The organism is Actinomycetota bacterium, from assembly GCA_030682655.1.
In the GTDB taxonomy this organism is placed as follows: Bacteria; Actinomycetota; Coriobacteriia; order Anaerosomatales; family JAUXNU01; genus JAUXNU01.
This window is the reverse complement of the sequence record JAUXNU010000100.1, coordinates 1-18,867: the sequence shown is the minus strand read 5'-3', so window position 1 is coordinate 18,867 and position 18,867 is coordinate 1. Positions and strand designations below refer to the sequence as shown.

The window sequence follows — 18,867 nt, the reverse complement described above, 5'->3', positions numbered from 1 at the left end:
GCTGGCCCGGAAGCCGGAGTAGACACCGCGCCTACTCGCTGCAGCCGACGTCGACGTCCATCAGGCCGTCGACGTCCCGGATGACCGTCTGCGTCGCGCGTTCGTCGTCCCATGTTATGACCGAGGAGCGAGCTTCACCGGGGAAGCACGTGCCGTCCAGGCGCACCAGGCCAAGGACGACCGGGGGCGACGACCTCCCAGTCCGGTACATCGCCTTCTGGCGCGTTCGGGCTATGGCGCGGAAGTCCGGCTTGACGAAGTCGAACAGCGATCGGCCACAGATGTCCTCGGCAGAGCCGGCCCTGAAGACGCGCACCGTGGTCGGGTTCACGTATTTCACGATGTCCCCCTGGCAAACCATGACGCAGTCGGGTGAGTTGTCCACGAGGGAGCGGTAGCGTTCTTCGCTCTCTTGGAGCCTGCGGAGTGCCTTCTCGCGATCGCTGACATCGAATACGAGGCTGAGCATCGCCGGGACACCTTCGAACCGGATGGGGACCGAGGAGATGTGTACGTACGACGTGCCGCCGTCAAGTCGGCGCAGGCGATACACCACGGACTCTACTTTGCGCTCTCCCCGGGCCATCGCCTCGATGTCGCGCAGGGCGACGCCGTGCTGTTCGGGAGGCAGGAAGTCGAGCAGGTTACGACCGATGATGTCGTTCGGGTCGGTCGTGCCGATGACACTGAGGTTGTATGCGTTCGTCCACAGGATGATTCCTGTGGCGGTGCTCGAGATGACCACCGAGGTTGGAAGGCGCTCCAGCGTTGGCAGCAAGGGATGCCGAGGAGAATCGTTCTGAGTCACGGGGGTTCCTTCCCGGCTTCTACGACCAGCACTTACCTCGACGTGCGATCGCGCCCGCAGTCCCGCCCGATGCCGGGGCTGCGCTCTGCTATGATTCTCCCGCATCGCAGCCAGTCTTCATACGGCGTTCTCGTAGTTGATGTGCGAGGAGACGGATGTGCGCGAGAATGTCCGAGGTATAGCCGAGGAGTATACGGGAGTCATCCTCCTGTTCGCGGCGCTCGTGGCGGTGAAGCTGCTTCTCGTCACGAAGACCGCATGCGGTCCCGTCGTCTTCATGGACGAGGCCCAGTACACCGACTATGCGCGATCTCTCGCCGGGTCGCTATCCTACGACGGCACGCACTACCCACTACTCTACCCGCTGTCCATCTCGGTCGCGTTCTTCTGCGGCGACAACTTCCACGAGGTCATCAAGCTCCTGAACGTACTCTACTCGTCGGCCATCGTCGTTCCGGCCTACCTGATCGCACGTCTGACGCTGGAGCGCCGGGAGAGCCTCGCGTGCGCGGGCGTGCTCGCTCTCATCCCGTTCCACCTCGTGCTGCCACGCTCCGTCTTGAGCGAGAACTTGTACTTCCCGCTGTTTCTGTTCGCCGCGTGGATGGTCCTTCGACAGCCGAAGAGCAGACCGGTGCTTTGGGATCTCGGGACGGGCGTGCTCCTGGGTGCGCTGTACCTCACGCGCTACATATCTTTCGCGCTCATCCCCGTGTTCGTCGCGGTGTGGTGGCTTCGGCCGTCGGCGACTGACGAGGGTCGACGGCTCTTCTCGCCTTCGGCCGCGAAGCTCGGGCGGTTCGCGGTCCTGGTCACCGCGATCACGGTGACATTCGGCGTTTGGATCGCGATGCAGGCGCCGCAGGGGGCGTCACTCAAGGACATCCTCGGTTTCGGCATCGCGGCCCGTCCCGACCCCGCGCAGCTCACGCTTGCGCGTCTCGGCCTATGGGTGCGCGTGTACGGCGCCTACTTCGTGCTCGCCGCCGCGCCGGTGCTCGGTCTGGTGCTCATGTCCGTGCCCGAAACGCTCCGGTCTCGCACTCTGGGCGTATACGAGCGCGCGGTCGTGCTCGTGTTCGGGCTGAACGCCGCGTTCGCCGTCGCGATGGTCCGTCATTCGTGGCGCGCGTACTACAACTACCCGGATCCGTCGAAGGTGATGGGCCGCTACGCCATCTACATGGTGGCGTTCTACATCATTCTTGCGTTCATGACCCTGCCGAGGATGCGCCGGTGGTTCCAACCACTCGGCGCTACTGCAGTCATTGTCGGGTGGGCGCTCCCTGTCGCGCTTGTCCTGCGTGCCTGGAGGGGTTTGGTCGAGTCTGACCTCGCGAGTCTCATGACCGATCGCGGGGCTATCGATGTCTACCGCATGTGGCTGCTTGGAAGGCCGCTGTTGTGGGTCGCGCTCATCTTGGTGACCGGAATGAGTGTCGTGCTGTGGCGTGCGCCGAAGCACGCGACTCTCATGCTTACGGCGGGGCTCGTCGTGTTCTACCTCTTCGGCGTCGGGGCCTACTACAACCGGCTCATGTTGCACCAGGTCTATGCACGGCATGGCAAGGAGATTGCGTGGGTCGCCGACGAACTCGCGTCACCAGTCTCGCCGGTGCGAGTGGAGTTCGCGCCCGAGGTCCTCGGCCACAAGTTCGTGACCCCGAAGTTGATTGCGCGTAGCGCCAGCTACTGGAAGCTCGGGTGCTTCGAGCCTTCTGACGGCAGTATGTTCCGCTCTTCGGCGGACGCCGGCCTCGACGAACTGCGGCTGAGGCTGGTCGAGGAAGGGGCCGCCGAGGACGCGCTCGTCACCTACGAGGTCGCGGGCACGTGGTACTCGATCATCGAGGCGCGCTGACGGGCCGTCTCACGACAACCGTACGGTATACTCGCAAACGAGTTGATGCCATCTCCTCGGCAGGAGTATCCGGGAGGCCCCTCCATGCTCGATGCCAAGTTCGTTCGCGAGAATCTCGACGCTGTTCGCGAGGCGCTCGCCGCACGCGGGTCAAGCTGGGACATCGAGGCGTTTGCGCGGCTCGACGAGGAGCGCCGTGAGCTGATACAGGTCGTCGAAGGCCTCCAGGCACGCCGCAACGAGGCTTCGAAGCAGATCGGCGCGCTCATGAAGGACGGCAAGCGTGAAGAGGCCGAAGTTGCCAAGGAGTCGGTCCGCGAGGTCAACGACGAGATCGCACAACACGACGCCCATCTCGAGCATGTGGAGGCCGACGTCCGTCAGCTTCTCATGACGGTTCCCAACATTCCCGACGCGTCCGTACCGGTCGGTCCGGACGAGACTGCCAACGTCGAAGTGCGCCGGTGGGGCACGCCTCGCGAGTTCGACTTCGAGCCGGTCCCGCACTGGGACCTTGGCCCTGCACTCGGTGCGATCGACTTCGACCGTGGCGTGAAGCTCGCGAAGTCGCGCTTCATCGTCCTGGGCGGCATGGGGGCGAAGCTCAACCGCGCACTCATCAACTTCATGCTCGACACGCACTCATCGCGCGGGTATGCGGAGTGGTCGCTTCCGGCGCTTGCGAACGCCGAGACGCTCACCGGAACCGGCCAGCTGCCGAAGTTCGAGGAGGACCTGTTCCGGACCGACGAGGGGCTCTACCTGATTCCCACCGCCGAGGTGCAGCTCACGAACCTGCACCGCGATGAGGTGCTTGATGCGAGCCAGCTGCCTTTGCGCTACTGCGCGTACACGCCGTGCTTCCGCGAGGAGGCCGGGGCGGCCGGTCGCGACACGCGCGGGATGATTCGCGTGCACCAGTTCGACAAGGTCGAGATGGTGAAGTTCGCGACACCGGAGACGAGCTTCGACGAGCTCGAGACCATGGTCGTCGACGCAGAGAACATCCTGCAGCTCCTTGGCCTGCCGTATCGCACCATCACGCTGTGCACGGGGGACATGGGCTTTTCCGCTGCCAAGACCTACGACGTCGAGGTCTGGCTGCCGAGCTATGGCGCGTACAAGGAGATCTCGAGTTGCAGCGACTGCACCGATTTCCAGGCGCGACGCGCGGCGATCAAGTACCGGGACCCGGCGGCGTTCAAGGGAAGTCGTCTCGTGCACACGCTGAACGGCTCGGGTCTTGCAGTCGGGCGGACGCTCGTCGCCGTGCTCGAGAACTATCAGCAGGCAGACGGCAGCGTTGTCGTACCCGAGGCGCTGCGCCCGTACATGGGCGGCGTCGAGGTCATCGAGCCGGTGGGGTAGAGCGGCGAGCCGGGGTTACGAGCCCCAGCGGCCGACGGCGAGGATGAGCGGGACGCCTCCCACGAAGATGCGCCGCGCCGATACCTCGAGATACAGCGGCTCCCCCTGGAGTGTGAGCAGCTTGAGGGGCACGCGTTCATAGACGTGGTCGTGCTGGAGGACAAGCGTCCTTCGTTGTGCTCCAGCGTCGCGATCATGGGGGTGCACGATAGACTCAATTGCCAGTCCCTCCAGGTGCGAGCGATCCGACGCCCCGAAGAGCTCCTGTGCGGCGAGATTCGCGTAGAAGAGGGTGTCCACATCGTGCACGAACACCGGGCTCGGCAGCCACTCCAGCGCCACCCGCGTGATGTCCGACGTGAGCGTTTCCTTGTATGCGAGCATGCTTCACCTCTCCAGCCGAGTCCGCTGGTCTTCCGCGGCTGCGAACTCCGTGCCAACGCGGCCTCCCGCGCATGGGGAATGTACTCCTCGGCCGGTGTCGCGGACGCCGACGCTTCGGGCACGTGACTGCGGAGGGCAGGGCAGATGGCGCTCGACGCTGCATTCAACACCCCGACGGTGCTCGTCGTGTTCGGGGCGACCGGGGAAACGGCATCGAGTACGGCATGATGCAGGCGATCGCCGAGGGGTTCGAGATCATGCACGCGTCCGAGTACGGTCTCGATCTCGCCCGTGTGGCCGACGTCTACCAGAACGGTTCGGTCATCGAGTCACGGCTGATCGGGTGGCTGGAATCCGCCTTCGAGGAGTTCGGCCAGGATCTTGGTGGGGTAGGCGGTGCCGTAAGACACACCGGCGAAGGCGCCTGGACGGTCGACGCTTCCAAGGAGATCGGGGTGCCGGCGCGCATCATCGAAGGCGCCCTGCAGTTTCGTGTGGAGTCCGAGCGCGACCCGAGCTACGCGGGACAGGTGCTCTCGGTATTGCGCAACCAGTTCGGGGGGCATGCCCTCTGAGGATGAGGCGGGGAATCGCGGGGTGGGCCTACTTCTGCAGATCGGCGAAGTGCTGCTTGAAACGGCCTCCGTCGCCGGCCCGCAACGTTCCGATGTCGGGAACCTGATAGAACCGCAGCCGGTTGTCCAGGAAATCGGAGAACACCAGCAGCTTGCCGTCGCCCGAAACGTCGAGCGCGGTGCACTGGTTGCCGCCTACAACCGCATCTAGCGGCTTGCCGGTCTCGGTATCGAACAGCAGGATCGTGCCCCACTCTGGCCCGGGGATGTAGTAGCTCTTGGAGTTGTTCTCTCCTCGGCAGGAGACGAACAGCACGGCCCCGTCGGGGGAGAGGTCGATCGTGTTGGGCTTCTCGTCGGTCTCGAGGAACTTCGTCGTCTTGCCGGTGAGCATGTCGTGCTTCCAGACCACGTCCTTGGACATGTCGGAGATGTAGAGGATGCTCTTGTCGGCGTCCGCGACGATATGGCGCAGGGCCCCGCCGCCGTCGAAAACCGTCTTGGAATCGCCGGAGGCCAGGTCGATCCGGTCGAGATCGCCGGTGCCAAAGCCTGCCACGTAGAGGGCGGCGCCGTCCTCGGTCGCGTACAGTCCGCGCGGGGTGTTCGCCGTGCGTATGCGCCGCCGCAGCTTGCCCGAGGAGATGTCGATCTCGGACACGTCGTGGCCGGACCAGTTCGCCGCGTAAGCGGTCTTGCCGTTCGGGGACAGCTCGACGACCTTGGTCCACGCGCTCTCGGTGTCCATCGAGCGCAGGACCTTGCGCGTCTTCGTGTCGATCTCGAAGACACGGGCCGTTTCCATCTGGCTCGCGTAGGCGCGCGTCCCGTCGGCCGAGAACTCGATCTCGACCGCACCGTGCTCGCCGATGTCGACCGTGCCGGTGCGGCGAAGCGTTACGGGGTCGAAGATCTCGATCGACGGCGGGCCGTTCAGTATCGTCGCCCAGACCTCGCGGCCGTCAGGCGTGATCGCGACGGCCTTGGGTGCGCCGGACGTGGTCACCATGCCAAGGCTGTGCACGAGCTGGCCCTTCGGGTCGAGCCACAGCTCCAGCGAGGTCTTCCGGTCGATCACGAGGTCGCGCCGGTATGCGTTGCAGCCCTTGAGGGTCGCTTCGACGGTGTAGGACCCGGAGGGGATTTCCGCCGCGAGCTTCCCGGTGTCGGCGGCGACCTCGCGCTCGCCCGCCAGGATGCGGACGGTCGCACCTTCGGGATGCACCACGACCTCGGTCTTCTGTGGCAGCGGTTTGAGCGCGAAGCTGAACTCGTTGTCCGAGAACCGCTTGAGCGCGACGCTCGTGTCGAGCGGCTCGAAGCCCGCGCGCTCGACACGGACGGCGTATGTGCCTGGCTCGAGGTCGGCCAGCGCGAGCGACCCGGTGGCCGTGCATTCGCACGACGCGATCGCTGCGTCGGCAGGTGTGGCCGCTATCGCCGCGCCGACCGGCCGCGTGTACGTGAAGACGCCCACCGCGCCGGCAACCAACAGGAGGGCGAGCACGCCAAGGAGTGCCCGCCCGCCCCCGCGTCTGCGCGGCCGCCCGTAGGCCGACACCGACGATCGCGTGCCGCCCGGGGAGATGAGTATCGCGTCGCGACGCGACGGGCGGGCCGCGCGACGCGATGAGCCATACCCGGACCGGCGCTGCCGTGCACGGAGAATGGGCTCGTGTCGGCGTTCCGGGTCCATCGCGCTAGTCCTCGGCCTTGAGCATGCCGCTCGCGCGGTGGCCCATGATCTTCAGGATGCCGCGCACGGTGCGCGCCGGTGTGATGAGTGAGTAGACCTTGCCGGTGACGCGGCCCGGCTCCTGGCCAAGCAGCGACACGGTTTCGACACCCACGCGGTCGAGCGGCACGCCGAACGCGTCGAGGGCGTAGCGCCAATTGTGCTTGGTGGTCTGCAGTCGTGGGCTCACCTTGATGTCGCGGTAGAAGTCGGTAGCGACCATGCCGGGGACTAGTGCGTGGATAGACATCGGGAAGCGGGCGTTCTCCTTGGCGATTGAGCGGGTGAGGCTCGCGATCGCGACTTTGGTGGCGGCGTAGGCGGCCGTGTAGGGGGTGGCCTCGCCGCGATACCCGCGGCCGGTCACGTTCATGAGGAGTCCGCCGTGCTCGCGGAAGTACGGGACCAGGAGCCGGCACGCGAGCATCGTGCCCGTGAGGTTGATGTCGACGAGGCTGCGGATCTCTGCGCCGGACAGCTCGTCGAGGGGGCGGTAGCCCTCGGAGACGCCGGCGTTGTTGAGCCAGACATCGATGTGGCCGTAGCGGGCGATCGCGAAGTCGAACAGTGCCTGGAGCCGGGCAGGGTCGGAGACGTCGCAGGCGATGCCGCACACCGAGCCGCCGTCGGCTGTCGCGATGTCGGCGACCGCGCCCTCGACCGCCTCGGGCGTGCGCGAGCTCACCACGACATGCGCTCCCGCGCCCGCGCAGGCCTCGGCGATCGAGCGACCGATGCCGCGTGTTGAGCCTGTGATGACCACGACCTTGCCGGCAACGCTCACGGCGTGTCCCTTTCGCCAAGGAACGTGCGGACTGCCTCGATTGCCTCAATCGGGTTGGAGACGTCGACGAGGCGTCCGGACGTGTAGTACTCGATGAACCGCTCGCCGAGCGGGAAGTCAAGGGCGACCACGGGCCGACCTGCCTTGAGGGCGTGCGCGACCTCGGAGATCGTGCCGGCGCTGCCCCGCATGGCGACGACAACCCGGCTCGAGAGCACGTTGATCACGTTGCGGGCGTCGCCCATGCCCGTGAGGATCGGGATGTCCACGTGGCCCGACGTGCGTCGCGTGTCGTCATCCGGCAGTACGCCGACGACGGTTCCCCCGGCCTCGTGCGCGCCACGTGAGGAAGCGTCCATGACCCCGCATGCGCGGCCGCCGGTGAGGAGCACCCAACCCTGCGCAGCGATGAGCGCGCCGAGCTGGCCGGCCGCTGCAGTGGTCGCGGGATCGGCCTCGCCACCGCCCATGACTCCGATGATCGTGCGCATTGTGCCTCCCTACCGCAGCAGTGTAGCGCGACGGGGAGGCACCAGTCGCGCGCGTCTACTCCAGGTCGAAGATCACCGTCACGTTCGCGGTGATGTCGAGTTGTCCGGGCTCGACGGCGATGGCTTCCGGCGCGTACCCCCTGAGACCGTCGGACCACGTGCCGTGGTAGACGGGCGTGGACACACCCGAGTCGCTCACCGCCCGAATCGCGCCGAGCGTGCGGCCGGCGGCTTTGGCCATCGCCTCGCCGCGCGCGCGGGCCTTGTCAATCGCGTTCTCGATCGCCTCGGCGCTGGCGGCAGCGTCATCGTCCAGCACGAAGCTGGGGCCGCCGATGTTGGTGGCTCCCGCGTCCGAACCCGCAGCTATCACGTCGCCCACGCGCTCGATGTCGCGGACCTTCACGCGCACGTCGATCGACGCCTGGTACCCGGTGATCTCGGGCTTGCCGCTCTTCTGACGGTACTGCGGGTAGACGCTGATGTTCGCCGTTTGGACGTCCTCCTTGGCGACTCCGGCCTTCTGAACCGCCGCGGAGAGCTTGTCCGCAGCCTTTGACGCCTTGTCGAGCGCGTCCTTGGCGCTGGGCTCCGTGAACGACACGCCGAGGCTGATCTCGGCGGCGTCTGGTGCGGCCAAGGTCTTGCCCATGCCCTGGGCGGTCACTGTCTCCAGAGCGGTCGACTGGGCGGGGGCTGTGACGACCTTCGTCTGGCAGCCTGTGAGCAGCAATGCGGCTGCGAGTGTCGCGGCGATGACGCCTGCGTGCGTGATGCGCATGGGTCCTCCCTCCGGGCGCGCGAACCCGTTGGTGGGCACGCGTCACAAGCTTGGACGTGCGGGCGGAGCGTGCGGTTCGCGCGAGGCCGGGACGCAAAGGACCCCGCCGCAGCTGCGACGGGGTCCGGGCGATGCGAGTGGCGCGCCCTGCAGGATTCGAACCTGCGACCTCCCGGTTCGTAGCCGGACGCTCTATCCAGCTGAGCTAAGGGCGCGTGTGCCCGCGTACGGGCCTAGCAATACTGCCAATCGGCAGCGTGGTTGTCAAATGGCGGAGAGTGAGGGATTCGAACCCTCGAAGGGGCGATTAGCCCCTTACTCGCTTAGCAGGCGAGCGCCTTCAACCGACTCGGCCAACTCTCCGTACGTCCCCCGGGAGGGGCGCAGCGCCGAACCATTGTAGCAAGGTGACCCCTGCCGAGGAAGCGGGGGCAGCACATGGCGGAGGGGGAGGGATTCGAACCCCCGGACCCTTGCGGGTCAGCGGTTTTCAAGACCGCCGCATTAAGCCAGACTCTGCCACCCCTCCGCGCCGGGGCACCACGCGCGATTCCTGCCCGCGCGCAGGTAGTCTAGCACCCCTCGCTCGCGCGCGCACCGCGCGTCCGACCACGTGCGCGCCACACCTCAGACGCACCGATGGTAGAATCTGCATAGAGGCAGCAGAGGCCGGAGGAGTCAGACGCGTGCATGCCGATGAGACATTCATGGCTCTCGCGCTTGATGAAGCGCGACACGCTGGCGACCTCGGCGAAGTCCCGATCGGAGCGCTGGTTGTCTGCGAGGGCGCAATCGTCTCCCGTGGCCACAACCGCCGCGAGATCGACCATGACCCAGCTGGTCACGCCGAGTTCCTCGCGATCCGCGAGGCGGCAGCCAAGCTCGGGCGCTGGCGTCTCTCGGACTGCACCGTCTACGTCACCCTCGAACCCTGTCCGATGTGCGCGGGGCTCATGCATCAGGCGCGCATTGACCGGCTCGTCTACGGGACCACCGACCCGAAGGCCGGCGCCGTCGGCACTCTCTACGACCTCTCGAACGACGAGCGGCTCAACCACCGTTTCGCCGTGACCTCAGGGATACTCGCCGAGGAGTCCTCGGCACTGCTCAAGGGCTTCTTCGAAAGCTTGCGGAAGGGGTAGCGTTATGGTCGCTCGACATCGCTGGGTGCGACTCGCGATCGTAGCCACACTGGCCTGCGCTTTCACCGGCCTTGGAGTCACACCGGCACTGGCCAAGGACTACACGATGGGGCCGGTGCGCATCGAGGCCGCCGTAGCACCCGACGGCTCGATGACTGTGACTGAGGAGCGCACCTTCAACTTCTCTGGCGACTTCACGTTCGTGTACTGGCAACTCGGCAAGGGCGACTCGGCCGGGATCGAGGTCCTTGGGCTGGATGGGCCGGAGGGTCCCTACACCAGGACCGACTCCCCGACGGCGCGCGATGAGCGCCCACCCCAGATGTATCAGATCACCGACATGGGTGACGCCGTCGAAGTACGCGCATTCCTCCGTCTGAGCGACACGAGCGCGCCCTTCACATTGCGCTACAAGGTCCTCGGCGCCGCGAAGCGTTGGGACGACACGGGCGAGCTGTACTGGAAGTTCATCGGCGACCAGTGGGACCTCGGCGCGAGCGATATCGCGATCGGCATCACGCTGCCGAACCCCGGTGACCTGGTCGAGCGGGGGGAGAACCTACGGGCGTGGGCGCACGGACCGCTGACCGGCGGCGTGCGCATCGTCGACCCGTTGTCGTCCGCTGGCCCGCAGCCCGTGGTGGTCGGCGACGTCGAGCTCACGGTTCCCGAGATCCCGTCGCTGACTTTCGTCGAAGCGCGCGTGCTCTTCCCGACCACGTGGCTGCCGCAGGCACAGGCCACGCCCGGCGCGCGGCGCCAGGAAGCGCTCGATCAGGAGGCTGGCTGGGCCGAGGAGGCGAATCTCAAACGCACCTCGGCCAGGCTCGTCGTGGAAGGCGCGACATGGGGGACGCTCCTGTTCGCGCTCGGTGCGCTTGCGGCGTCAATCTGGTTCTTCCTGCGCTACGGCAAGGAGCACGAGCCGTCCTTCCAAGGAGACTACTTCCGTGAGGAGCCCGCTGACCTGCACCCGGCCGTCGTGGGTGCGCTGTGGCGCTGGGGGACCGTGGAGGACTCCGACATCGCCGCCTCGCTCATGGCGATGGCGAACAAAGGGACGATCACCATGCAGCCGGTCACCGTGCAGCAGAAGGGCAAGTTCCTTGGCATCGGCACGAAGGATGTCGCGACACACGAGCTCACGCTGGTGAGGGCTAGGCACAACGAGCTGTCGGCACTGGACAAGGAGCTTGTGAAGATACTGTTCGACAAGGTCGGCAATGGTGACAGCTTCACGATCGAGGAGCTCAAGAAGTACGCCAAGGACCACGCGGAGTCCTTCAGCAAGAAGATGACCGAGTGGAAGAGTCTCGTGAAGAAGGACGCCGAGAGCAGGGGATTCTTCGAGAAGAGCGGGACCTTCGGCCAGGTGGGGCTCGGCGCACTTGCGGTGGTGGTTCTGATCGCGACGGTCCTCGGGTCGATCACGTCCGAGCGCTGGTGGGTCGGCCTGATTGCGGGCCCGTGCGCGATCGCCGTCGGCGTGGTGGCGGCCAAGATGGGCCGCCGGTCACGCGAGGCGAACGATCTCCACGCGAAGTACCTGGGCCTGCGCAACTACCTGCGCGACTTCAGTCGCCTCGACGAGGCGCCGCCGATGCACGTGCAGTTGTGGAACCACTTCCTCGTACTCGCGGTGGTGTTCGGCGTCGCGCAGGAGGTCATCGAGCAGATGCGGGTCAAGATACCCGAGATCGTCGCGGATCCCGCGTTCGCCACAACGTACTGGTGGGTGTATTCGGCCAGTGGATATGGCAACTCGCCGGTCAGTGCGGTGCAGACCGGCTTCGCCTCCGCAGCGTCCATCGCGTCTTCCGAGATGTCATCGTCCTCTGGCGGAGGGGGCGGCTTCTCCGGCGGAGGGGGCGGCGGAGGGGGCGGCGGAGGGGGCGGTGCAGGCTAGTCGCCTGTCGCGGTCATGTGACCGATGCACTATCCTTACCGGGGGTGTTTGCCGAAAACATGAGGCATGTAGGGAAAGGTTGCGTCGACTCCACGTCGGCGGGCAGCCTGCAAGGAGGATGCAGCTCGATGAAGCGGGCACGCACAACGACGGTACTCGTTGCCATCCTGATGGCGATACCGGCGCCTGCCTACGCCGCCGAGCCAGCCTTCGAGATCGTGCCTCACTGGCTTTCGATTATCGTTGGCTTGGTCGGTCTGGGCATTTCGCTCATCCTGCTCCTGAACGCCTATGCACTGCGCAGCGTCGCCGACGGCTCTATGGTTGCGGACAACATCGTCTACATGATGTTGGCGGTCGTGTGCTTCGCGGCCTCGATGATCGCCCGGTGGGTCGGCGTGTTCACGACGGACGTCAACCTTGCCGTGCAGGTCTCCTTGGCGGGCGACCTGCTTGTCACCGCCGCGCTGGCTCTCCTTGGCGTGTACTTCTACCGGATACGTGCGGCGATGACACAGTACCTGAAGGCTGCAAAGGACATGGCCAAGGCGGCCGGATCCGTCCCGAGCGAGGGCGGGAACGATGGCTAGCCTCCTTGCCGATCGCATCGAGGAAGTCCTGCGGCCCGTGATCGGGACCGTTCTAGCGACCGTGTCGGTGGACGTCGAGGCCAAGCGCATCGGCAAGACCGTGGACGAGCTCGAGCGCGCCGACCTGTCGGCCATCGCCGACAACCTCGTCGAGGCGCTCAGGCTGGTGGTCGGGCAGGATCTCGCGAAGGCAGCCGCCGAGAAGGTCCGCGAACTCGCCTAGTCCGCGATACCCGGCTTGCCTGCCGGAGCGCGGGCTCCGGTCTCAGCCGCCAAAGGGTCCTAGGGTGCACTCTCCTTGGCAGATATCTGATCGAGGTTGCGTCCGGACAGCGCGCTTTCGGGGCGCGCTTCGAGGATGTCGTACTCCTCGGCCGGGCGGACGTGGTCGTCGCGCTCCTTGATGAGGAGCCAGTTCTCGGCGCGATCTCCCGGGCGTGGCTTCATCCGAACAAGAACCCACCTGCCAAGGAGTTTCTCGCCGCGCAGCTCGAACTTGAGGTCGCCTTTCGCGAGACCCTCAGCGGGGTCGACGAGAGGCTCCCACGTGCCGCGATCCCACACCATCACAGTCCCGCCGCCGTACTCACCCTCGGGGATGGTTCCTTCGAAGGAGGCGTAGTCGAGCGGGTGGTCCTCGACATGCACGGCGAGTCGCTTGTCATGCGGGTCGAGGCTTGGACCCTTTGGGACCGCCCAGGACATGAGCACGCCGTCCAGCTCGAGTCGCACGTCGTAGTGGAGTCGGCGAGCGGCGTGCTTCTGGATCACGAAGGTCAGGGAGTCGGTCGCCGGAGCGCCGCCTTCGGGTTCGGGAGTGCGGTCGAAGTCGCGCTTCTCCCGGTAGCGGTCGAGGGGCATAGGAACCTCCGTCAGACGCTCGCGCGGCGCGCCCGACACGTGGTCAGGCACGCCGCGCGTGTTTGAAGACTCCTCCGACTATGAGGGTGAGGCGCACTGGGAAGCCAGCGGGGCGATCTCGGCTGCACTCGTCGTCAGCACGCTCACGACGTCATTGTTGATTTCCGCGAATCCGCCGTCGACCCTGACGTATGTTGTCTCGGGACCCTCGACGAGACGCATCTCGTGGGCGGGAAGCTTGACAAGCATCGAGGCACTGCGAGGAAGCACGGTCACCTCGACGCCGTTGTCGAACTGCACTTCTTTGCGGCGCAGCACGACCTGGTCGAGCCCGGTCCTGCGCATTACGAGACCTCGCGGGGTCACGATCTCGAACGTGAGTGACATCGGGTCACGCTCCTCTCCTCGTGTTGCTTCGGCGACCACTTGCTTCGCACCCTGGGGATGGGGAGGGTCGTGTATTCCGACGTGGGCTGAATCAGGCAGGGTAATGCGAGGCAATTAGCTTGTACCTCGCTTCACATGCTGAGTAAACAGCGCTAGATAAGAATTATCGAAGTTGAATCCATCTGAGTTCAAGTGAGGGCAAATGCGCACGCAAATAAGGGTGGATTCCGTCAGAATCTGTGGGCAGTGAAGATGTTGAGCCCGGTCATAGGATGCATAGAAGGTACACGGGCGTGCATAGGTGAGCACAATCCAGCTTCCGGGCTCCTTCGGAATCGGATCGCGCATGCGGTGATTGCCCCCGCTCGTGCGCGGTCGCACGTTGCCCCGCAGCAGCTCTCCTCGGTATACTCGCGTCTGCGCTTCGCGGAGCCGGGCTGCCCGTCTTCGCGGAGACGCACGGAGAGCTGACCGAGAGGCTGAAGGTGCACGATTGGAAATCGTGTGTGCGGTTTATAGCCGTACCCAGGGTTCGAATCCCTGGCTCTCCGCCAGAGCACAATCCGAGGGGCGTCCCATGCGGGCGCCCCTCGCGCGTTCGGCGAGGTGCCACGCGGCTAGCAGCGTCGGTCGACGGCATCAGAACCTACCCAGGAGCCCGCCCACGAGGCGAGCCCTTCTCGTATCGCGAGAAGCGGGAACAGGGGAGCATCGCGGTCGTGACTACCGTTCACCGACGGGCTCTCAAGCGACTCGGGCGGAGCACCGATGAAGAGCTTAGTGCTATGTAACGCCAAGAAAAGGCAAACCCCCCGCGAGGGGGCGACGCAAAGCCACGGGTCCCACGAGGATAGCCGGGCTGCCGACGGCAAAGACGCTGCCCCGCCACCAGTGCCACGCCGCCATCGCTCGAAGCGCATCTCGCGCTTCGGCTCCGTCGCCCCATTCCCCGGGGGGCCGGATCAAGGGAGTGATGGCTCGTGTCAAGGGGAATCGGATTTCCAGGGGCGTTTCGCATGTCGCGCGGCATGCGATTGCTGATAGCGATCGTAGCTGCAATCGCGCTCGTCATACCCAATGTCGCCATTGCCGGCTCAGGCGGTGGCGCGACCGGCTCGCAGGGGTATGCGCCCGACAGGGTGCTGGTGAAGTTTCGGCCCGGCACCCCGGCCGCGGATATCTCGCGCATCGAAGCTGAGCACGGCGTGCGCGAGATCGATCGCATCGACAAGCTCGGCGTGCGCGTGTTGACGGTGCCGAAGGGCCGTACGGTGAAGCAGATGGTCGGGGCGCTGTACCGCAACCCGAACGTCCTCTATGCAGAGCCCGATGCGTACGTGATCGCGACTATGACGCCGAACGATACGTGTTGGAGCCAGCAGAGCGACGCCAGGAGCATCTCGGTCGAGCAGGGCTGGGACGTCTCTACGGGCAGCGAGTCAGTGGTGGTTGCCGTGATCGACACGGGCGTCGACGCTTCCCATCCCGACTTGCAGGGTCGAATCGTCGCGGGCTACGACTTCGTGAACAACGACAGTGACCCGACGGATGACCACGACCATGGAACTGCTGTCGCCGGGATCATCGCGGCCACGGGCAACAACGGCATCGGCGTAGCCGGCATGGACTGGCGTGCCAAGATCATGCCCGTCAAGGTGCTGGGTTCGAACGCCGCAGGCGTGACCAGTGGAGTCGTGAAAGGAATCCTCTGGGCGGCCGATCACGGAGCCTCAGTCATCAACCTCAGCCTAGTGAGTGTCGATATCACGACACTGCACGACGCAGTGAAGCTGGCGGTGGCGAAGGGTGTGGTGGTTGTTGGTGCGGCCGGCAACGACGGCATGGAGCTCCCCTTGTACCCGGCTGCCTATCCCGAAGCGATTGCTGTCAGTGCATGGGACACGGACAGGCCGGCGATCTACTCGAACTACGGCTCGCATGTAGATGTCGCCGCCCCGGGCGTGACCGTGTACACCACCATGCTCGGTGGCGGCTATGGCCTGTTCAGCGGGACGTCCGCGTCGGCGCCGTTCGTCTCAGGGCTTGCGGCCCTCGTCAGAGGCGTGAACCCGTCGCTGTCTCCCGCGCAGGTTGCGAGCGTTCTCACATCCACGGCTACCGACGTCGCCGCCGTCGGCTGGGACACTCAGACCGGCGCTGGCCTGATCAACGTGGCGCGCGCGCTGAACTCTCTCGGTGGCGTTCCGGCTCCGGATCCGATACCCGCTCCTGCTCCGGTGCCCGAGCCGGTGCCGGTGCCGGTCGTGCCGCCGGCCGACAGCACCGTGCCAATCGTGAGCGTTTCCAGCCCGTCGGCCGGTTCTGTAGCGAAGCGAACCGTCACCGTGACGCTCAAGGCGACCGACGACGTAGGTGTTGCGCGGGTGGACGTCTATGTGGACGGGAAGCTCGTCGGCGCGGACTCGAGTGCCACGTACTCGGTCGCCTGGAACACACGGACGGTCACCGACGGCCCGCACGCCATCGTCGCGAGGGCATATGACGCGGCGGGAAACAGAGGCGAGTCGTCGGCGGTCACCGTCACGGTTGCGAACGGCGTCGTCAAGAAGAAGTAGCAGCTCCGCGGAACCTGTGCGGTCACCCGCAAAGAGGAAGGCCCGGGATTACCGGGCCTTCCGTGGTTCCGCGAGTGTTCCTGTGTCTGTGCTCTAGGGTTCGAGGATGCTGACGTCAGCCGGACCGCCGTGGCCGAAGTTGTTGATGGAGTCGCACACGTTCTTCGCGAACTCCTGCTTCGCGCGGCTCCAGCCAACCCAGTTGTTGGCGGAAGCGGCCTCGATGGTGCCGATCACTTGTCCGACCGTCACGACCTCAGTGGCCCATGGGTTGACCGTTGGGTCGCTCGTGTATCCCGGCAGTTTCGTGAGATAGACGCTGGCCGAAGGCGAGATTCCTACGACGTCACCGTTGTTCGGCATCTGGCCGGCCTGCGCAATGGCTACGTTGAGTTCCAGGCCGAGAAGCTGCGCGCGCAGCATCTGGTACATCGACTTGGCGTTCTGCGCCTCCCCGAGCCAGTAGGCCACGTCGCCTACGGCCGAGGTCTTCTTGTTGGTGCCGGAGCGCAGCATGTACCACCCGGTGTCGCCTGCGGCGCCGCTCTTGAAGACGGAACTGAAGCCGCCGGCATCGGAATTGACCTGGGCAACGATGGCGTCCATGGACGTCTGGCTGAAGTGGTTGCGCCAGTTCATCCAGTAGCCGATGGTGCGCGGGCCTCCGTAGAAGCCATGGTTCGTCATGTCGTCCATGAGCGTTTCCGGCCCGTTGACTCCGGATGACCACATCTCGGCGTCGCCGATCTTGAGGAAGAAGCGCCACTTGATCGATGTCTCGACCGGGAACAGGCTCATGGCGCTCCACGTGCCGTTGGACTGCTGGAGCTGCACGTCGTTCCAGGTCGAGCCGTTGTCGTCGCTCCACGAGGCCCAGGCAGTCGCATCAACTGGTGGCATCATCGCGCCGGTGTGCAACATCCAGGTCTTGAGGACGAGTTCGTAGGAGTTCGAGGCGTCTCCGGTGAGAGTCTCGGGGCCCAGCACGTTGCTCTCCCACCAGACCTCGCCGCCCTTCTTGGCTATCCACTTCCAGTAGATGGTCAAGCCGGTTGGGATGACGTTGGTTGCTTCGAAGTAGCCGTCTGGGTTATAGCGGAGTTCCTCTTCAGGAGTCCACGTCTCCTGGTCTATGCTGTAGGCTGCGTAGTAGTTGACGCCCTCGAGCTGAGGAGCGTACAGAGCCCAGTCCTTGAAGGCAACCCCGTACGTGTAGGCGTTCTCAATTGGTGCGCCGGGTGTCGCCGGAATCAGCACCTCTGAGGAGACGTCCGACTTGTGTTCGTATCCGGTGCCGGTTCCCAACCACCAGAACCAGATCGTCTCGCCGAGCTCGTGCACGGTTGTTGCCGAGAAGACCAGCGTGTTGTCCTCGCGTGCGAGCTGGACGTGCACCCAGTCGATGTCGACGTCAGGAGTCGCCGGATCGGTGCTCGAGTAGAAGACCCAGAACTCGACGTCCGGTACCAGATTCAACAGCACGCCGGGGACGCTGGCGCGCCACACCTTCGTGACGAGCTTGACGTCGTCCTTGACCTTGAAGTTGTCGGTCTTGGACTCATCGTTGGGGAACGCTGGATTCTTGCTCAGCCAGACTTTGTACTCCCCACCATTGTTGGTCGTGTCGTCGTAGCCGAAGGCAGTGTAGCCGCTGCTTGTCGTCTTGACGAAGTCCACGAGCCGAACCGCTGTCGCGAATCGGCCGTCAACGACGGTTACAGTGCCGGTGCTCTTGCCCAGCATCGCGCCGGCGGGTTCGGTCACCTTCACGTAGTACTCCCCGTCGGGCAGACCCTTCTGCTGCCCGCCGATGGGACCGCCGTTCAGCCAGACCTTGTCCTTGGCATCGTAGAGGTTGATGTTCACGGAGCCATCCGAATCGGTGGTCCAGATGGCGCCCGACATCGGTGTACCGGCGAACGCTGTCCCGGTCGCGAACACGATCGAGCTAGCAAGCATTGCGAGTATCAATGGATAGACGAGGAATCGTTTCATAGATACATCACCCCTTTGGCGTATCGAGCGTCGCACAGAGGCGACGCACCAAGATGCGAAACGGTAGAGTGCCCCCCCTCTCTCTGCTGGTTGAGTCGATCGTCTTCGTGAGAATCGAAATGACCACGAGAGTTGACGAATTCACACGCCGAACCCCGCGGTTTTGACGGTGCGGATACTCCTCCCCGCTCCGTATACCCCGGGAAGCGGTCGCCTCGGTATTCGCCGGAAGAGTGATTCAGATGAACGGCGGTATGATTGCGCAGAAGGGTCGAGGAGGCGCGACGAACGGCATCGACGAACGGTCTGTGGTCGACGGCTTTGTCCTCGACCAGGGGGGTCTTCTGGCTGCAGAGGCGGTCCCGTCCCTCGCGCATTCGGCGAGCGATTCACGCTTGCGTTTGTGTGTCGCGCGTGGCGGGGGATACGATGCGAGGCGGATGTCCGTCGCGTGGTTCGGGGGAACCATGGAGACGTTTCAATCGGATCTTGTGACACATGTGTGGGTCACGCCCGACCTCTTCCGGGTAGCGGGGGGCAGAGTCCGGAGAGCGTGAGCTGGGCGAGCGCTATCAGTGCGAAGGGGTCGTGGAAGCCGTAGGCTCGTTGCTGTATGAGCCGGA

General features: G+C 65.2%; 17 protein-coding genes, 4 tRNA genes, 1 pseudogene and 1 riboswitch. Of the genes and pseudogenes, 9 read left to right on the top strand and 13 right to left on the bottom strand.

Annotation, left to right across the window (positions count from 1 at the left end; translation table 11 throughout):
* Positions 1–31: 31 nt before the first annotated feature.
* Positions 32–808 (bottom strand): PAS domain S-box protein, encoded by a 777-nt coding sequence (locus Q8K99_05845; protein ID MDP2182074.1) that lies wholly within the window; start codon positions 806–808, stop codon positions 32–34.
* Between the two features lie 157 nt (positions 809–965).
* Here Q8K99_05845 and Q8K99_05840 point away from each other — a divergent pair, with 157 nt between their 5' ends.
* Complete coding sequence (locus tag Q8K99_05840; GenBank protein MDP2182073.1) at positions 966–2,669, top strand: glycosyltransferase family 39 protein; 1,704 nt, start codon at positions 966–968, stop codon at positions 2,667–2,669.
* 84 nt (positions 2,670–2,753) lie between these two features.
* A complete protein-coding gene (serS, locus tag Q8K99_05835) occupies positions 2,754–4,037 on the top strand; it encodes a serine--tRNA ligase (GenBank protein MDP2182072.1) in 1,284 nt (427 codons plus the stop codon).
* Between the two features lie 15 nt (positions 4,038–4,052).
* Here serS and Q8K99_05830 read toward each other — a convergent pair whose 3' ends face one another.
* A complete protein-coding gene (locus Q8K99_05830; protein MDP2182071.1) occupies positions 4,053–4,421 on the bottom strand; it encodes a PAS domain S-box protein in 369 nt (122 codons plus the stop codon).
* Between the two features lie 71 nt (positions 4,422–4,492).
* On the opposite strand from Q8K99_05830, the gene Q8K99_05825 reads away from it, so the two are divergent.
* The gene (locus Q8K99_05825; protein ID MDP2182070.1) at positions 4,493–4,996 is read left to right on the top strand and encodes a hypothetical protein; all 504 of its coding nucleotides are present in this window, start codon (positions 4,493–4,495) and stop codon (positions 4,994–4,996) included.
* A 28-nt stretch (positions 4,997–5,024) separates the two neighbouring features.
* Here the strand turns inward: Q8K99_05825 and Q8K99_05820 are convergent, their stop codons facing one another.
* From Q8K99_05820 to Q8K99_05790, 7 genes are all read right to left on the bottom strand, one after another.
* Complete coding sequence (locus Q8K99_05820; protein ID MDP2182069.1) at positions 5,025–6,692, bottom strand: YncE family protein; 1,668 nt, start codon at positions 6,690–6,692, stop codon at positions 5,025–5,027.
* Positions 6,693–6,696: 4 nt separating this feature from the next.
* Positions 6,697–7,515 (bottom strand): SDR family oxidoreductase, encoded by an 819-nt coding sequence (locus Q8K99_05815; protein ID MDP2182068.1) that lies wholly within the window; start codon positions 7,513–7,515, stop codon positions 6,697–6,699.
* Entirely contained in the window at positions 7,512–8,006 is a 495-nt protein-coding gene (locus Q8K99_05810; protein MDP2182067.1) for a TIGR00725 family protein, read from the bottom strand. Before Q8K99_05810 ends, Q8K99_05815 begins: the two co-directional genes overlap by 4 nt.
* Before the next feature lie 55 nt (positions 8,007–8,061).
* Entirely contained in the window at positions 8,062–8,787 is a 726-nt protein-coding gene (locus Q8K99_05805) for an SIMPL domain-containing protein (GenBank protein MDP2182066.1), read from the bottom strand.
* A 138-nt stretch (positions 8,788–8,925) separates the two neighbouring features.
* A tRNA-Arg gene (locus Q8K99_05800) sits at positions 8,926–9,002 on the bottom strand.
* Between the two features lie 54 nt (positions 9,003–9,056).
* Positions 9,057–9,150, bottom strand: a tRNA-Ser gene (locus tag Q8K99_05795).
* Positions 9,151–9,226: 76 nt separating this feature from the next.
* Positions 9,227–9,316, bottom strand: a tRNA-Ser gene (locus Q8K99_05790).
* Between the two features lie 124 nt (positions 9,317–9,440).
* On the opposite strand from Q8K99_05790, the gene tadA reads away from it, so the two are divergent.
* The 4 genes from tadA to Q8K99_05770 all read left to right on the top strand — a co-directional run bounded on the left by tadA (position 9,441) and on the right by Q8K99_05770 (position 12,648).
* The gene (gene tadA, locus Q8K99_05785) at positions 9,441–9,929 is read left to right on the top strand and encodes a tRNA adenosine(34) deaminase TadA (protein MDP2182065.1); all 489 of its coding nucleotides are present in this window, start codon (positions 9,441–9,443) and stop codon (positions 9,927–9,929) included.
* A gap of 4 nt (positions 9,930–9,933) precedes the next feature.
* Positions 9,934–11,835 carry a DUF2207 domain-containing protein gene (locus Q8K99_05780; GenBank protein ID MDP2182064.1) on the top strand — a complete coding sequence of 634 codons (1,902 nt, stop codon included), beginning with the start codon at positions 9,934–9,936 and terminating at the stop codon, positions 11,833–11,835.
* Positions 11,836–11,963: 128 nt separating this feature from the next.
* Complete coding sequence (locus tag Q8K99_05775) at positions 11,964–12,425, top strand: hypothetical protein (protein MDP2182063.1); 462 nt, start codon at positions 11,964–11,966, stop codon at positions 12,423–12,425.
* Positions 12,418–12,648: a hypothetical protein gene (locus Q8K99_05770; protein ID MDP2182062.1), complete on the top strand. Its 231-nt coding sequence runs from the start codon at positions 12,418–12,420 to the stop codon at positions 12,646–12,648. Before Q8K99_05775 ends, Q8K99_05770 begins: the two co-directional genes overlap by 8 nt.
* Before the next feature lie 74 nt (positions 12,649–12,722).
* Here the strand turns inward: Q8K99_05770 and Q8K99_05765 are convergent.
* Positions 12,723–13,286 (bottom strand): annotated as a pseudogene (locus tag Q8K99_05765) (DNA polymerase ligase N-terminal domain-containing protein).
* A gap of 78 nt (positions 13,287–13,364) precedes the next feature.
* A complete protein-coding gene (locus Q8K99_05760; GenBank protein MDP2182061.1) occupies positions 13,365–13,673 on the bottom strand; it encodes a hypothetical protein in 309 nt (102 codons plus the stop codon).
* 461 nt (positions 13,674–14,134) lie between these two features.
* On the opposite strand from Q8K99_05760, the gene Q8K99_05755 reads away from it, so the two are divergent.
* Positions 14,135–14,227: transfer RNA gene (locus tag Q8K99_05755), tRNA-Ser, on the top strand.
* 238 nt (positions 14,228–14,465) lie between these two features.
* Positions 14,466–14,540: riboswitch (cyclic di-GMP riboswitch) on the top strand.
* Between the two features lie 113 nt (positions 14,541–14,653).
* Entirely contained in the window at positions 14,654–16,249 is a 1,596-nt protein-coding gene (locus Q8K99_05750; GenBank protein MDP2182060.1) for a S8 family serine peptidase, read from the top strand.
* A 93-nt stretch (positions 16,250–16,342) separates the two neighbouring features.
* Here Q8K99_05750 and Q8K99_05745 read toward each other — a convergent pair whose 3' ends face one another.
* Together Q8K99_05745 and Q8K99_05740 are read right to left on the bottom strand one after the other, a co-directional pair.
* The gene (locus tag Q8K99_05745; GenBank protein MDP2182059.1) at positions 16,343–18,244 is read right to left on the bottom strand and encodes a hypothetical protein; all 1,902 of its coding nucleotides are present in this window, start codon (positions 18,242–18,244) and stop codon (positions 16,343–16,345) included.
* A gap of 507 nt (positions 18,245–18,751) precedes the next feature.
* Positions 18,752–18,867 (bottom strand): hypothetical protein (locus tag Q8K99_05740; protein MDP2182058.1); only part of this gene is annotated, 116 nt, incomplete at its 5' end.

What these genes read in the sequence shown, in the direction of transcription:
- serS (MDP2182072.1), top strand. Translation starts at nt 2,754, where the DNA reads ATGCTCGATGCCAAGTTCGTTCGCGAGAATCTCGACGCTGTTCGCGAG.
- Q8K99_05830 (MDP2182071.1), bottom strand. Translation starts at nt 4,421, where the DNA reads ATGCTCGCATACAAGGAAACGCTCACGTCGGACATCACGCGGGTGGCG.
- Q8K99_05825 (MDP2182070.1), top strand. Translation starts at nt 4,493, where the DNA reads ATGGGGAATGTACTCCTCGGCCGGTGTCGCGGACGCCGACGCTTCGGG.
- Q8K99_05820 (MDP2182069.1), bottom strand. Translation starts at nt 6,692, where the DNA reads ATGGACCCGGAACGCCGACACGAGCCCATTCTCCGTGCACGGCAGCGC.
- Q8K99_05810 (MDP2182067.1), bottom strand. Translation starts at nt 8,006, where the DNA reads ATGCGCACGATCATCGGAGTCATGGGCGGTGGCGAGGCCGATCCCGCG.
- Q8K99_05805 (MDP2182066.1), bottom strand. Translation starts at nt 8,787, where the DNA reads ATGCGCATCACGCACGCAGGCGTCATCGCCGCGACACTCGCAGCCGCA.
- Q8K99_05780 (MDP2182064.1), top strand. Translation starts at nt 9,934, where the DNA reads ATGGTCGCTCGACATCGCTGGGTGCGACTCGCGATCGTAGCCACACTG.
- Q8K99_05775 (MDP2182063.1), top strand. Translation starts at nt 11,964, where the DNA reads ATGAAGCGGGCACGCACAACGACGGTACTCGTTGCCATCCTGATGGCG.
- Q8K99_05770 (MDP2182062.1), top strand. Translation starts at nt 12,418, where the DNA reads ATGGCTAGCCTCCTTGCCGATCGCATCGAGGAAGTCCTGCGGCCCGTG.
- Q8K99_05760 (MDP2182061.1), bottom strand. Translation starts at nt 13,673, where the DNA reads ATGTCACTCACGTTCGAGATCGTGACCCCGCGAGGTCTCGTAATGCGC.
- Q8K99_05745 (MDP2182059.1), bottom strand. Translation starts at nt 18,244, where the DNA reads ATGAAACGATTCCTCGTCTATCCATTGATACTCGCAATGCTTGCTAGC.